Source organism: Gordonibacter faecis, from assembly GCF_030077735.1.
In the GTDB taxonomy this organism is placed as follows: domain Bacteria; phylum Actinomycetota; class Coriobacteriia; order Coriobacteriales; family Eggerthellaceae; genus Gordonibacter; species Gordonibacter faecis.
In genome coordinates, this window is sequence record NZ_JASJEU010000015.1 from 14,954 (window position 1) to 29,114 (window position 14,161).

A 14,161-nucleotide genomic window follows, 5' to 3' on the forward strand; every position below is an offset into this window, starting at 1 on the left:
GGAGGACCCGGAAAAAACTCGCACTAATCAAGGCCGCGCCTCCTGTTCTTCAAGATGAGGTAGATGAAGAAGGGGCCGCCGAGAAAGGACATGAGGATGCCCACGGGCACCTCGTAGGGCGCGAACAGCACGCGCGACAGCAAATCGCACACCACCACAAACGCCGCGCCCGTCACCGCCGAAAGCGGAAGCACCCAGCGGTTGTCGTGCCCGACGAAGAAGCGCACGAGGTGCGGAATGATAAGCCCCACGAACCCAAGCAGCCCCGCAAAACTCACCGCCGCGCCCGCAAGTACGGCAGCCAAACCAAGCATGGCCAGGCGCGTCGCCCCCACGTTCATGCCAAGCGCGTGGGCCGTTTCGTCGCCCAGCGCCATGATATTGAGCTTCCCCGCCACAAGCAGCGCCACCGCCAAGCCACCCACCACGTAGAGGGCTGGCCACCACAAGTCGTCGAGCAGCACGCCCGCCAGGCCACCCACCAAAAACGATGACGACCCGATGTAGGCATCAGGGTTCACAATGAGGATAGTGTTCATCCCCGCGCCAAACACCGAGGTGATGGCAATACCCGCCAGCACCACGGTGAGCCGCGAGGTGGAAGCGCCAAGCGAAATGCCGAAGATGATGAGCGCCGTCACAAGCGCCCCTCCGAACGCCGCGAGCGGCGGCAACCAGAGCGCGCTGGGGAATACGCTCGCCGCAATGAGCACGAACAGCCCCGCGCCCGAGTTGATGCCGATGATGTTGGGGCTGGCCATGGGGTTGTCAAGCACCGCCTGGATGATGGCGCCCGCCACCGCAAGCGCGCTGCCCGCCAGAAGCGCGGCAAGCACGCGCGGCAGGCGCACGTTCACCAGGATGCTCTTCGCCGAAGCCGCCACGTCACCGCCCGTGGCCCACGCCACCAGTTCGCCCAGGCTCACCGACGACGAGCCCACGAGAAATGCCGCCGCCGTTGCCATCACTAGGAGGGAAACGGAGACAACCGCGATGACCGGCGCTGCTTTATCTCGGTTGAATCCGGCCACGTCAGACGCTACTTTCGCCTACGCGTAGAGCGCGTCGAACAGCGCCTGGTAGCTTTCGTCCCAGCGCTCGTTGGGCTTGTACTGGAACAGGTGCGGGTCAAGCGTCACATAGGTGCCGTTCTGCACGGCGGACAGTGTGGACCAGGCGGGGTTCGCTGAGGTCTGGTCCTCAAGCGCTTTCATGGCAGCCGCGTTGTCGTTGCCCATGGGCACCACGAAGATGAAGTCGGGGTTCAGTTCGATGAGAGATTCTAGGCTGAAGTCCTTGAGCAGGCTCTTGTTGTCGTCAACAAGGTTCTTGACACCCAGGTCGGCCAGCATCGCGCCGGTCATCGTGGAGGATGCCTGCACGCGCGTGCCACCCGAGTAGGTGGTGAGCACGAGCGCCGTGGGGGCCTCGCCCGCGGGAACCTTCGCCACAATGTCGTCGATGCGCTTCTGTGTGGCTTCGCCGTTCTGCTCGTAGAGGTCGGCGCGACCGGTGATGTCGGTGCAGGTCTTAAGCATGCGCAGGTAGTCATCGAACGTCGTCACCTGGAAGGCGGCCACGGGAATGTCGGACGCCTCGAGCGCGGCCCTGAGGTCGGTCTGGCTCGATTCGCCGCCGCGGCCGCCGGAACCGCTGGTCATAATGACGAAGTCGGGCTCAAGGGCGATGATGGCTTCCAGGTTAGGGTTGGTGAAATCGCCCACCTTCTGCACGTTAGGGGACGTGAGGTCGTAGTTGGACAGCGTAAATGCGTCATCAGATGCGCCGACGAGCGTGCCACCGGCAAGTTCCCAAATGCTCGCGAAGCTGCCCATGCAGGCCACCACGCGCTGCGGGTTGTCCACGGTGACTTCCGCGCCCGTGTCGTCGGTGAAAGTGACGGAGGCGGCAGCTGGCGTGGAGGCAGGCTGCTCAGGGGCGGGAGCTGGCTCCGCTTCTGCCGCAGGCTGCGTCGTGGAGCAGCCCGCAAGGAGCGTGAGGGCGAGAGCAGCCGCGAAGGTGGTAGCGACCAGGCGCTTTAAGGTGGTAAGAGTCATGGAAGTCCTTTCTCGTTGAATCAACCTACATGCACGACGTGCTGGCGCGGATACAAGCGACGAAACTGCAAGCCATCGGCCGCGCCTTAACATGGGGGTCAGACCAGGTCTACATCAGTCAGCGAGAAGCGTCGAGGTGCCCAGAATTGCTGCGTTTCGCGGCCGAGCGTGCTTCGCACGTGAGGGTAAGCGAAAAAGCGGCAAGGCTGGGTGCATCGGCGCTTCGCAGCGTCGACTTGTTCCGGCGGCCGTCAGGCCGACGGAACCAAAACATTGCCGTGGGCGCAGTAGTCGTCTTGGGCGAGGATGTCGCCTTCGTGGTAGTAGGCGGCTCGGGCGCGGCAGCCGCCGCAGCCTTGCTTGTAGTCGCAGGTGCCGCAGGAGCCGGAGTAGGCTTGCGTGCGCAGCTTCTCGAATACCGGGCTCGTGTTCCATATCTCGTCGAAGGGTTGTGTGCGCACGTCGCCGGCCTCTTCGGTCATGTAGGCACAGGGGCGCACAATACCCTCGCTGCCAATGACGCAGTACGTGAGCCCCGCGAGGCACCCGCGCGAGAAGCGCGTCTCCACGCCCAGTTGCTTCGCCACGCGCGTGAACTGCGGCGCGCAGGTGGGCTTTACGTCAATGGACACGCTTGCCGCCTTCGTCATAAGGTCGGTGAGCAACTTCTCATTCTCAAGCACCTCAAGCGATGTTTCCTGGATGAACTTGCCGCGACCCACCGGAATCAAAAAGAACACGTAGTGTGCGATGGCGCCTATCTCCACGGCGAAGTCGGTGATGGCGCAAATTTCGTCGCGGTTCCAGTCCACCACGGTGGTGTGCAGCTGAAACGGCAGGCCCGCCTGCTTGCATGCTTCGATGCCCGCCATCGTGAGGTCGTAGGCGTGCTCCAGGCCGCGGAACTTATCGTGCTTCTCGGGCACAAGGCTGTCCACCGAGATACCCATGGCGCACGCCCCGGCCTCCTTCAGGCGCGCGGCCACCTCGGGCGTGATGAGCGTGCCGTTCGAGCCGAACACGGGACGCAGGCCGTTGCTGGCCGCATGCGCCACCAGCTCATAGATGTCCGGACGCATGAGCGGCTCGCCGCCCGAGAAGATCATCACCTTGAAGCCGGCACGCGCAATCTCGTCGATCATCTTCTTGCCCTCGGCGGTCGAAAGCTCCCGGTCGCTGGCTTCCTCGGCGTCCTGATAGCAATGCACACATTTGAGGTTGCATTGGTTCGTCGTCATCCACGACACGAGCATGGGCAACTCCTTTCATCTGGGCGCACCGACAGACGGCGCGCATGACTGCGGCATTCGGAAACGTGAAACGATTGAAAGGAATGCGCCGGTCGGACGCGGTACCAGGAGAGATACGGGAGCGGTACCGCGTCCAACGAGCGCCGAATAAGGCTAGTCGGCCGGGTCAGGGCAGCCGCGATACGCAGCCACAACGGCCTCCAGGTAATTGAACACCGCTTGGCGCAACTCGTCGAATGAACCATCGTCGTTGCCGTGCGGCGCGATGTTTTCCATGAGAATAAAGTTCCGCTCGGCCGTGGCTGCGTCCTGCGATGCATCGAGCGCAAGGTAGCGCTCGGCCAGGTCACGGTTGCGGGGGCTGTCGAGGGGCTCACCCGCGGGCATGAGGCGAATGGTGTCGGCAATAAGCTCGTGCCACTTCGACACGGACTCGCCGCGGGCCACGCGCTCATCGGCGGCTTCGCTCGGCGCGTCCTCGCGAATGCAGGTGAGACGCCAGAAGAACTGGCTTTCGCCCTGGCAGCGCTCCACGGCAGAGGCAAGCGCCTCCCAGTCCGACGGGCCTTCGCCCGCTTCAACGGCCTCATCGTGAAGGGTGCGCAGGGTGGTCATGCGCCGAAACAGCTGCTGGAACTGCTCTTCGATGGCATCCATCTGCTCGTCGGCCAACTCCTGCAGTGCGGCGGGCGCGTCGAAGAGGGCTGCGTCCGATTTGATTTGGGCGAGAGAAAGCCCCAGGTACTTCAAGGTAAGGATGCGATAGAGATCCTTCACGTTGTCGTCGGTGTACAGGCGCTGATTCTGAGGGCCCTTCGCCGACGGCGACAGCAGGCCCTGCTGGTCGTAGTATTGGATCGTGCGCACCGTCACCCCGACGCGGCGGGCAAGCTCGCCCACGGTCAGGTATCGTTGATCGGTCATGCAAGTCTCCTCGTGCGATGCCGCGTCCAGCCGGCGCGACCGCTTCCTCGTCCTTTCGTCGGACGCCCCCGTCCGACGAAACCGAGCATATGCGATGACGCTACGTCATCGTCAACGACAATCTGTGAGCTTCTGGGAAATGGAGCAAAAAAGCGGGAAAACCCCTAACAGTAATCCCTGAGGTAAGGACGAAATAAAAAAGCGCGTCCCGGAAAGGAACGCGCTTTCGTACCGTTATTCAACCTGCGAAGCTAGTCAATCTCTTCGAACTCAAACGCGTCGTCTGCGTCACCGAAGCCGGAGAGATCCTTCTCTACGCGGGAGGGCGTCGGGGTGGCCGGTGCCACGGTTACGGCGTTGGTTTGCGGCGTGGCGTAAGAGCTGCCCTCTTTGTTGATGGGAGCCTGCGCCGGGGAGGTGACAACGCGGCCGGTTGCTGCCTGCTCGGGAGCAGCGACGCGGGCGTGTGCGCTCACGGGCAGCGCGGGCGCGGGCACGTCGCCACCGATCTCGGCCAGCTTGCGCGTTGCGTCGGTGATGAAGTCGGTCAGCAGCTCCTGGTATTCCTCGCGAGCATCCTCGCGGTCGTCCTCAAGCTTCTTGATGGCGTCGAGCACCTTCTGCTTCTCGGTTTCAGCCTTGCCCACAATGCGCTCGGCCTCTTCCTCGGCGTCCTTGATGGTGCTGGCCGCCGTGGCGTTGGCGTTCGCGATAATCTCGTCGGCGGAGCGCTGCGCGATGATGAGCGCCTGGGCGATGGCGTTGTCGTCAGCCTTCTTCGCCGCCAGTTCACGCTCAAGCTCAGCGATGCGCGCGTCTTTGGCCGCCAGTTCCTCATCACTCGCTTTCGCGGCCGGAACCGGCGCATCGTCGATGCGAGCCGGCGTATCAAACCCGGCGAACGAGGTGTCGTCAAGCTGACTTTCCAGCGTCTCGATCTGGTTGTTCAACCCGTCGATTTCGTCGGCGACGTGCTCAAGGAACACGTCCACTTCGTCGACGTCGTAGCCCTTGCGGTCTATCGAGAAACTTTGGTTGTGTATCTCAGCCGAGGTGATTGCCATGTCGATCCCTTCGTTACGTCCGCGCGCGAACGCGGTCAGGCGCAGTTAAAACAAACCTATCACTAATCGTACCCCGAATTGTAATACAAGCAGGGCAATGATAGGGGTTACATCCACCATACCTCCAAGAGGTGGTATGAGCTTCTTAAAAAGGTTGAGGTACGGATCGCACACTTTGCCCAAAATGCGGTAGATATCGGCAAGGATGCCGCGGTCGGTGGGCAGCCACGACATGATGACATACACGAACAGCACCATGCTGTACGCATCGGCAAGTGACACGATGAGGTACTTCAGGCTTAGCACAGGCCTTGCTCCTTAGAACGTAAAGGCAGGTCAAACTTACAATGCAAACATGCTCCAGCGCTACAGCACACCTTGGTTGCGCAGGGCACTTCGTTCGGCCTCGGTCAAAGCATCGCCGCGCGTGATGGCGAACACCTTGTCGGCAACGCATTCCACACGGGCATCGAGCGCGCTCGACACGCCAAACGAGAAGTCCAGGATGCGCTTGGCCAGCGAATCAGGCGTGTTGCGCAACGCAAGCACCACAGCATCCCCCGCCTTGAGCACCTTGGCCACGCGCTCAACCTCGCCATACGCGGCCGGCTTGATAACCGTGAGCGAACGCGAGGGACCATGGGCCGCCGAACCGGAGCCAGCGTAGGCTTCGTACGGGTCAAACGCGCCGGTCACTGCCGAGGACGTTGTACTGGCAGTTGACGACGTGGTGGCCGCATGGGCACCCGCTCCGACAGACGCTGCGGACGTGCTGGGCTCGAAGAGCGAGTTCAGCCCCTCAGACCTCTCACGCTGAGCCGCCGTGTGGGCCGGCGAAGACGGCGCGGGTGCGGTGGCATTCACCACCGTGCGCTCGCCGCGGTAGCCACCAGCCGTTGCAGAAGCGCTGCTCACGCGGCGCGGCGGCAGCGGATCACGATTCAAGCTGTCGGGCACCTGCGTGTGGGCACGCACGTCGTCGATGGACACCAGCTTGGGGAACTCGGAGTCCGACGCGCCTGTACGTGAGGAACGCCCACCACGCGCGGGACGCGTGGTCACGGGCGCGTACGGATCGTAGCGCGAGGCCGGAGCTGCATCGTCGTAGTCCGGGCCGTATTCGCCATACTCGTCGTCATAGGTGCCGTAGTCGTCGGCGTAATCGTCGTAATACTCATCCTGGCCGTGATCGGCCTCGGCAAAGCCGAGTTTCGACTTAATGCCGTCGAGCATTCCCCCATGCTCCGATTTCTTGATTCTGGGCAGCTCCATGTTCACCACCTGCTTCGTTTGATTCCGACGGTCGAACCGCCGCTGCGTTTCATCCTGCTGCTGTTATACAGGCCACGTCCCCGCGCCTGCGACTTCACTTTTCAAAGGCGTCGTCAAACACCGCTCTTCCGATGCGCACTATGGTAGCGCCCGCGGCCACGGCCTCGCGCCAGTCTTCGCTCATACCCATAGAAAGCCCATCGAACGCCGCCGCCTGCTCGGCGTCCAGGCCAGCGCGCAGTTCATCGCGCAAACGGGCCAGCCCTTCGAAGGTTTCGCGCGCGGTGGCCGCGTCTCCACGGGGTGCCATGGTCATGAGGCCGCGCACGCGCACGTTGGGAAGCGCGGTGCACACCTCCAGAAGTTCGCGCACGTCAGCGGGCGTGCGACCGCTTTTGCTGGCCTCGCCCGATACATTCACCTCAAGAAGCACGTCTTGTATCTTGCCTGCGGCGCGGGCCGCTTCGTCAATTTTGCGCGCGTGCCGCTCTTCGAAAAGCGAATGAATGAGCGCGGCTGACCCCACGATATCCGGGATGCGCCGCGACTGAATATTTCCAATAAAGTGCCACGTGGCCTGCGGATACACTGCCGCTTTCTGCACGAGGCCCTCGGGGCGATTTTCGCCGAAGTCGTGCGCGCCCGCTACCAGGGCCTCACCCACTGCTTCCGGCCCCACCGTCTTGGAGACGGCGACAACGCGCACCTCGCGTGGGTCACGGCCGGCGGCTCGACACACCTCCGCCACCTCCGCGGCTACCTTCTTATAGCGTTCTTCAACGCCCACGAACAATCACCCTTTCTGCAATACCGCAAACGCGCCGTGGCGGCCGCACCGGCCCCCAGACGCGCGGTAGGAGAAGTACTCATCAGAATGGCAGACCGTGCACACCCCCGCATCGGCAATGCGGCTTGGTTGCACACCCGCCTGCTCAAGGTCGCGCGTGATGGCGCGCGCCAGGTCAACGTGATGCGCATCGGGTGCCACTTCTGCGCCGAAGCGCTGCACGAACTGTTCGCGCACATCAGCACCCGTTTCAAAGCAGCACGCACGAATGTGGGGTCCCAGGTAGGCATTCAGCGTGGAAGCTGCCGTGCGCTCATCAACACCTGTCTCGGCCGCCTCGCGCGCCGCAACGAGCCGCGCGGCCTTGCCCGCCACGCCCGCCACCGCGCCGCGCCACCCCGCGTGCGCAACGGCGAAGCGCCCCGAGGGCGCAGCCACAATCACCGGGACACAGTCGGCAAAGCACAGAAGCGCCACCACCTCAGGCGCGCCCACTACCAGAATATCAGCGCCAGCCGCAGCGTGGCGGCGCGCCTCTTCCACTGCAGCCGCATCGGCCGAGGTCACTTCCACGGCTTCGTCACCGTGCACCTGGCTGGGAACAAGGAGCGGCGCGTCTGCCGCGCCCAGCGCTTCCAGCAAAAGCGCGCGGTTCACCTCCACCGCAGACAGGTCGTCGTCCACGTGCGATCCCAAATTCAAGCTGTCGTACGGCGCTTCACTCACCCCGCCCCCACGCGCCGTGAAGGCAATGCGCAGGCCCGTGCGCTCAAACAGCGACTCGTCGGTGAGCGCGGATATGCGACGCGCGCCAAACAGGCGCGCGTCGAGATGTGGTTTTGGAAGCTCCACGATGTTCGCGAGCATGCGGGCGAACCCTTAGCGCTGGCGCTTCAGGAAGTCGGGAATGTAATCCTCATCCGCAAAGCGACCGCTGTTCGACGACGTGGAGAACGACACCGGCGGCGCAGAAGGCTGCGGCGTGGACACCGGCATCGACGGCTCCGGCGTGGTGGATGCAAACAGGTTGCTGCGCGAGAAGTCCATGGAGGACTGCTGCTGGCCGTTGGACTTAAAACCCGTGGCAATAACCGTGATGCGCACCTGGTCACCCATGCCCTCATCGACAATCTGGCCGTAGATGATGTTGGCGTTCTCGTCGGCGCAGGCCTCAACGGTGCGAGCCGCGGCATCCACTTCGGTAAGCGTCAAGTCAGGCCCACCGGCAATGGAGAACAGCACGCGCGAAGCACCCGCGATGGAGGTCTCCAGCAAGTTCGAGTTCGTGGCCTGCTGAGCGGCGTCGAGCGCACGGTTTTCGCCCTGCGCAATGCCGATGCCCATCATGGCCGTGCCAGCATCCTTCATGACGGTGCGGATGTCCGCGAAGTCAAGGTTGATGAGGCCCGGAATGGTGATGAGGTCGGTCACGCCCTGGATGCCCTGGCGCAGCGTGTCGTCGGCGATGCGGAACGCGTCCAGCATGCTCGTTTTCTTGTCAACAATTTCCAGCAAGCGGTCGTTCGGGATAACAATGAGCGTGTCAACTTTTTGCGACAGCAGATCGACACCCTGCTCGGCCTGGTTCCGGCGCGTACGGCCCTCAAACGAGAACGGCTTGGTAACCACGCCCACCGTCAGCGCGCCAATTTCTTCGCGCGCAATTTCAGCAATAATAGGAGCGGCGCCCGTACCCGTGCCGCCGCCTTCGCCAGCCGTAACGAACACCATGTCCGCTTCGGCAAGCGCCTCGCGAATTTCCGCGCGGCTTTCTTCCGCCGCCTGGCAACCCACCTCAGGATTCGCACCGGCACCCAGGCCGCGTGTCAACTCCTCGCCGATGTGAATCGTCTTGTCGGCATCCGACATGAGCAAGGCCTGTCGGTCGGTGTTCACGGCGATAAACTCGACGCCACGCACCCCCGCCTCGACCATGCGGTTCACGGCATTCGTGCCGCCGCCTCCGACACCGACGACCTTAATGACCGCCAAATGATCGGAACCCATTTTGTTTGGCATTGTATCCTCCACACCTGCTGCGTTTTGAGTCTGCGATTCCCGTTGGGTACAGTTCACGTGGGGTTATTGTACACGATGCTCAACCATTTGCAAATTACACCGAGGTAATGAAAACCGCACGTCCACAGATATAGCGGATGAACGGAACTGAGCCGTGCGCCTTATAAGGATTACGCGCCCGCGCAGGCGAAAACGCCGCTTCAAAAAGCGCTACAGCGCGCGCCAGGTGGGGCGTTCGACGGCTCGGACGTTGATGTAAACGACATCCGGGTTGTCTTCCATGATTTTGAGGCAGACGCGTTCCTTTTCGCGGATGTCGTCTGCTTTGCCGAAGGCTATCTCTACGCCGCTGTCCAGTTCGAGCTTTGTTTCCTCGGGACCGGCGGCCGATACCTTGGTGACGTGGTCGGCCAAATCGGTGGTCAGGCCCGACACAATGTCAAGCGCGTTATTCACGTTATCGTCGGAGCAGTACGTGCCGATGTCGGCCTTCGTTGCGTAGGGTACGTCGGTGATAGCCAGCACGGCGGCGGCATCCTCGTACACCTTGGGGCTGGTGGCCTTACCTGTTTCGGACTCGGGGTCGGGGATGGGCATGAGCCACATGTGATCCGATGCGATGGCCCACTGCTTGACAGACGTGGCGTCCTCGGTGGGCACGTGCACCACTGCAGCGATGGTACGCTCGGTTACCGCCAGTTCCAACGTGTTGGGAAATACGCGTTTGACCTGCGCGTCTTTCACCCACGAGTTCTTCAGCAGCCGCTCGCGAATGCCGGAGGCATCCACGCGCAGAAGCGTGGTGTTCGCGGGCACGTTCGCCATGTTCGTCATGTCGTTGGCCGTGAGGTGCTCCACGCCGGAAACTGTCACGTTTTCGATGGCGAATGCGTCGGAGTAGTACACGGCAACGCCGCCGCCCACGAGCGCGGCCACCACGCAGAGCACGGCCACAATGCGGATGACGTGGCGACGGTAGGTGTTGTGGGCGCGCTGGGCACGTTCGGCGCGGTCGAGGTCACCCACGCGCACCGACGTGATGCGCTGCTGCGGACGCGGCGAACCCGTGTAGCGGCCGCCCGGCATAGCGCGGTAGGCCCCGGCCTGCGAAGGGCGCGACGAAGTGCGCCCGGAACTGGTCGGACGATTCCCCTGCCGCGTGCTCCTGCCCGCCTTCGCTTGCGAGCGGGTAGAACGCGACGAGGGCGCTGGCGTCCGTCCGCGTCCTGACTTACTGCGAGAACCCGAGGAAGCGGACTTCCGGTTGTAATTCGATGCCATAGGTTTCGCTTACCTTCGCCTGTACGAGTTCGATAAGATCCTTCACGTCGCGCGCCGTGGCGTCGCCCGTGTTCACGATGAAATTCGCGTGCAGCTCGCTCACCTGCGCGCCTCCCTTACACACGCCCTTGAGCCCGGCGCCTTCCACGAGCGCGCCCGCCGAGTTGCCCTCGGGGTTGCGAAACACGCTGCCGCACGAGGGGTCCGACAGCGGCTGTGTCTTCTTGCGCCGCGCGAGCGAGGCCTCCATCTTACCGCGGATGAAGAACGGATCGGCAGGCTCTACGGAAAGTTCGCATTCGAGAATGATGTCCTCGGGGCGAAACGAGCTGGTGCGATAGTCCCACGCAATCTCGTCGCCCGCACGGCGCACAAGGCCCTCACCTGGGGTGAACGTGGTCACCGAGGCCACGCGCTCGCCTATCCACTCGTCACGCGAGCCGGCGTTCATACGCAGCGCGCCCCCCACCGTGCCCGGGGTACCCACGGCGAACTCAAGCCCCGCAAGCGAGCGGCGAAACGCCTCCTGCACCACCGACGACAGCGGCACGCCCGCACCCACGCAAAAACGCTGCGTGTCCTCGTCGAAGCGGCAGGTGCGAAAATCCCGCCCGAGCGCTATCACCACGCCGGGAAAGCCCTCGTCAGCCACCAGTAAATTACTGCCGCGGCCAACGACCACCCACGGTACGTCCGTGCGTTCGCACGCTTCCACCAGCCGCGTGAGCGCGCCGATGGACGCCACCTGCACGTAGAAGCGCGCGGGGCCGCCGATGCGGTACATCGTGTGGCGGCTCATGGGTTCGGAAGGATACACATCGGCGTCGAAACGACCGTCGACGAGCAGCGCCTCCAGCGGCGAAGATGCGTGGCGTGCGGTCACGGCTGCCCTACCTTTGGGTGGGGGCTGCGGAAGCCGCGCTCGAGTCGCCCGCGTGCAGCACCTCAACCAGCTGCGGCCCGATGGCCGTCACGTCGCCCGCACCCATGGTGATAACCAGGTCACCCGCGTTCGCTTTCGCGGCCAGATACGGCACCACTTCAATGCGGCGCGGCACGTAGGCCGCCTCGGGGTGACCCGCATGATCCAACACCACGTTGAGGAACGTCTTGCCACTCACACCCGGGATGGGCGCCTCGCCCGCCGGATACACGTCCATGAAGGTGACGGAATCCGCCGCGTCGAACGCGCGGCCAAATTCGTCGGCCAGCACCTCGGTGAACAGGGGGGCACGCGAGTAGCGGTGCGGCTGGAACAGCACGTGCACGTGGCGATAGCCCAAGCGCGAGGCCGCCTCAATGGTGGCCGCAATCTCGGTCGGGTGGTGCGCGTAATCGTCCACCACCGTAATGCCGGCCGCCTCCCCTACCAAATCGAAGCGGCGGCGCACGCCGGCAAAGTTGCCTATGGCCTGGGCTGCCACCAGCGCATCCATGCCCAGCGCGTCAATGAGCGTTATAACACCTGCGGCATTGAGTGCGTTATGCGAGCCAGGATTCTGCTTAATGTGAGCCGCCAGTACGCGCCCGTCAGGCAGCGCGAGCGAAAAGTCACTCCCCACGCCCTTCGGCTCAAACGACACAATGCGCGCGTCGCAGTCTTCGCCAAAGCCGTACGTGATGACCGGGCGGCCGGTGGAGCGTGCCAAGCGAGTGAGTTCTGCGTCGTCGCCGCAGACCACGGCCACGCCGCCATCCTCGGGCACCGATGCAATGAACGCGCCAAACTTCTCGTAGATTTCGTCGAGGTCGCGGTAGTGATCCAAGTGATCGGCCTCGATGTTGGTCACCAGCACAGCGCGCGGCGACAAGTACGTGAACGACTTGTCGCTTTCGTCGGCCTCCACCACGTAGTGCGGCCCGCGCCCGGAATGGGCGTTGGTGCCGTAGGCGCGCACGATGCCGCCAATGAGGAACGTGGGGTCTTCGCCCATGTCATCCAGCACGCTGGCCAGCATAGAAGACGTGGTGGTCTTGCCGTGCGTGCCCGCCACCGCAAGCGTTTCCAAGTCGCGGCCCAAATGCGCCAGCATCTGCGCGCGGTGCCAAATGGGCAGGCCACGTTCTTGGGCGGCGCGGTATTCGGGGTTGTTGTCCAAAATGGCCGTGGACACCACCACGCGGTCGGGCGCCGCATCGGTACATCCCGGGCCACCGGGAATATTCGCCGCATCGTGGCCAATGTGCACGTCGATGCCTGCCGCTTTCAGCTGCTTGGTGTAGCGGCTTTCCTTCAAATCCGAGCCGCTCACGCACAGGCCCTGGTCAAACGCCACGCGCGCAATGCCACTCATGCCGACGCCGCCCACCCCGATGAAGTGCACCGAGCGCAGGTTGCAATTGTCGTTGGTATCCATATCGTAGTGCCTTTCCTCTGCGAGCCTTCCATGGTAACCAAAGAGGGCCTAACGCGCCGCCTCCATCACAACATCTGCCAATCTTGCAGCCGCGTCCTCAGTTTTTTGCGCGCGGGCCGCTGCACTCATGCGTGCGCGTACGTCCGCATCATCCAGCAGCGAGTGCACAAGCTGCGCGAACTCGGGGCCTTCTACCTTGTCGTCTGCCACCAGGTACGCGCAACCCGCTTCCACGTAGGCGCGCGCGTTCGTGGTCTGGTGGTCTTCGGTGGCGAAGGGGAACGGCACAAGCAGCGCCGGCAACGCCCGCGCCGACACTTCGGCAAGCGACGAGGCCCCCGCGCGCGACACGATGGCATCGGCCGCCGCCATGGCCGCACCCATAAAGTCCAGGTAGCCGAAGAGGTGCCAGCGCTTTTCTTCTTCCGGCGTGAGCGCCAGGGCATCACGCACGGCGTCATACTCCTTCGGACCCGTGACGTGCACCACATGCACATCAGGCGCGGACAGAAGGTCACCCTTCATGGCGCACACCGCCTGGTTGAGGTGGCGCGCACCCAGGCTGCCGCCCGTCACCAACAGCAGGCGCGCGTCCTCCGGCACGCCCAAACGCTCGCGACCTTCGGCGCGTGTGGCCGACAGCACGCTGCGGCGCACCGGGTTGCCCGTCAGCACCACGCGCGAGCGCGCGGGTTCTTTCAGCGGAGCGGCGGCATGCTCGTAGGTGAGACACACGGCGCGCGCCTTCTTCGCCAGGTACTTGTTTGCCATGCCCATGACGGAGTTTTGCTCGTGTATGACCACGGGAATGCCCAACTTTTCGGCCGCGCGCCCCACGGGAATGCACACGTAGCCGCCGAAGCACACCACGATGTCGGCACCAATCTCGGCAAGCCACTTCTTTGCGGCACCCGTGCTCTTTTGGATTTTCGCCACGCCCTTTGGCAGCGTGAGCGGGTGGTTGCGATTGAAACCAGCGGCCTCGAACGCCTGAAACGGGATGCCCGCCTCGCGCACAAGCCGCCCCTCCACGCCCTGTGGGGTACCGGCGAAACGCACGTCGCAGCCGCGCTCTTTCAGCACCTCGGCCAGCGCAAGCGCCGGGTTAATATGACCAGCGGTTCCGCCGCCGGAAAGTACGACCAGCATG

14 protein-coding genes are annotated in these 14,161 nt (G+C 63.6%); all 14 read right to left on the reverse strand.

Going from position 1 to position 14,161, the window contains the following annotated elements; translation table 11 throughout:
- Nucleotides 1–23 precede the first annotated feature (23 nt).
- Nucleotides 24–1,031 (reverse strand): FecCD family ABC transporter permease, encoded by a 1,008-nt coding sequence (locus QNJ86_RS08550; protein WP_283832191.1) that lies wholly within the window; start codon nucleotides 1,029–1,031, stop codon nucleotides 24–26.
- Between the two features lie 18 nt (nucleotides 1,032–1,049).
- Nucleotides 1,050–2,057, reverse strand: coding sequence for an ABC transporter substrate-binding protein (locus QNJ86_RS08555; protein ID WP_283832192.1), 1,008 nt, complete (start codon nucleotides 2,055–2,057; stop codon nucleotides 1,050–1,052).
- A 251-nt stretch (nucleotides 2,058–2,308) separates the two neighbouring features.
- Complete coding sequence (gene nirJ2, locus QNJ86_RS08560) at nucleotides 2,309–3,310, reverse strand: putative heme d1 biosynthesis radical SAM protein NirJ2 (protein WP_283832193.1); 1,002 nt, start codon at nucleotides 3,308–3,310, stop codon at nucleotides 2,309–2,311.
- A 150-nt stretch (nucleotides 3,311–3,460) separates the two neighbouring features.
- Nucleotides 3,461–4,231: a MerR family transcriptional regulator gene (locus QNJ86_RS08565; protein ID WP_283832194.1), complete on the reverse strand. Its 771-nt coding sequence runs from the start codon at nucleotides 4,229–4,231 to the stop codon at nucleotides 3,461–3,463.
- A 251-nt stretch (nucleotides 4,232–4,482) separates the two neighbouring features.
- Entirely contained in the window at nucleotides 4,483–5,295 is an 813-nt protein-coding gene (locus QNJ86_RS08570; protein WP_283832195.1) for a DivIVA domain-containing protein, read from the reverse strand.
- A gap of 45 nt (nucleotides 5,296–5,340) precedes the next feature.
- Nucleotides 5,341–5,601, reverse strand: coding sequence for a YggT family protein (locus tag QNJ86_RS08575; RefSeq protein ID WP_283832196.1), 261 nt, complete (start codon nucleotides 5,599–5,601; stop codon nucleotides 5,341–5,343).
- A 60-nt stretch (nucleotides 5,602–5,661) separates the two neighbouring features.
- Nucleotides 5,662–6,567, reverse strand: coding sequence for a cell division protein SepF (locus QNJ86_RS08580; protein WP_283832197.1), 906 nt, complete (start codon nucleotides 6,565–6,567; stop codon nucleotides 5,662–5,664).
- 94 nt (nucleotides 6,568–6,661) lie between these two features.
- Entirely contained in the window at nucleotides 6,662–7,354 is a 693-nt protein-coding gene (locus tag QNJ86_RS08585) for a YggS family pyridoxal phosphate-dependent enzyme (RefSeq protein ID WP_283832198.1), read from the reverse strand.
- Between the two features lie 6 nt (nucleotides 7,355–7,360).
- Nucleotides 7,361–8,221: a purine nucleoside phosphorylase YfiH/LACC1 family protein gene (locus QNJ86_RS08590; RefSeq protein WP_283832199.1), complete on the reverse strand. Its 861-nt coding sequence runs from the start codon at nucleotides 8,219–8,221 to the stop codon at nucleotides 7,361–7,363.
- 12 nt (nucleotides 8,222–8,233) lie between these two features.
- A complete protein-coding gene (gene ftsZ / locus QNJ86_RS08595; RefSeq protein WP_283832200.1) occupies nucleotides 8,234–9,373 on the reverse strand; it encodes a cell division protein FtsZ in 1,140 nt (379 codons plus the stop codon).
- A gap of 210 nt (nucleotides 9,374–9,583) precedes the next feature.
- Nucleotides 9,584–10,459 (reverse strand): cell division protein FtsQ/DivIB, encoded by an 876-nt coding sequence (locus QNJ86_RS08600; RefSeq protein ID WP_283832201.1) that lies wholly within the window; start codon nucleotides 10,457–10,459, stop codon nucleotides 9,584–9,586.
- Nucleotides 10,460–10,604: 145 nt separating this feature from the next.
- On the reverse strand, nucleotides 10,605–11,537 hold the full coding sequence (gene murB, locus QNJ86_RS08605) for a UDP-N-acetylmuramate dehydrogenase (RefSeq protein WP_283832202.1): 933 nt from the start codon (nucleotides 11,535–11,537) through the stop codon (nucleotides 10,605–10,607).
- A 7-nt stretch (nucleotides 11,538–11,544) separates the two neighbouring features.
- On the reverse strand, nucleotides 11,545–13,011 hold the full coding sequence (gene murC, locus QNJ86_RS08610; protein ID WP_283832203.1) for a UDP-N-acetylmuramate--L-alanine ligase: 1,467 nt from the start codon (nucleotides 13,009–13,011) through the stop codon (nucleotides 11,545–11,547).
- Between the two features lie 48 nt (nucleotides 13,012–13,059).
- Nucleotides 13,060–14,160, reverse strand: a complete 1,101-nt coding sequence (gene murG / locus QNJ86_RS08615; protein WP_283832204.1) for an undecaprenyldiphospho-muramoylpentapeptide beta-N-acetylglucosaminyltransferase — start codon at nucleotides 14,158–14,160, stop codon at nucleotides 13,060–13,062.
- Between the last annotated feature and the right edge of the window lies 1 nt (nucleotide 14,161).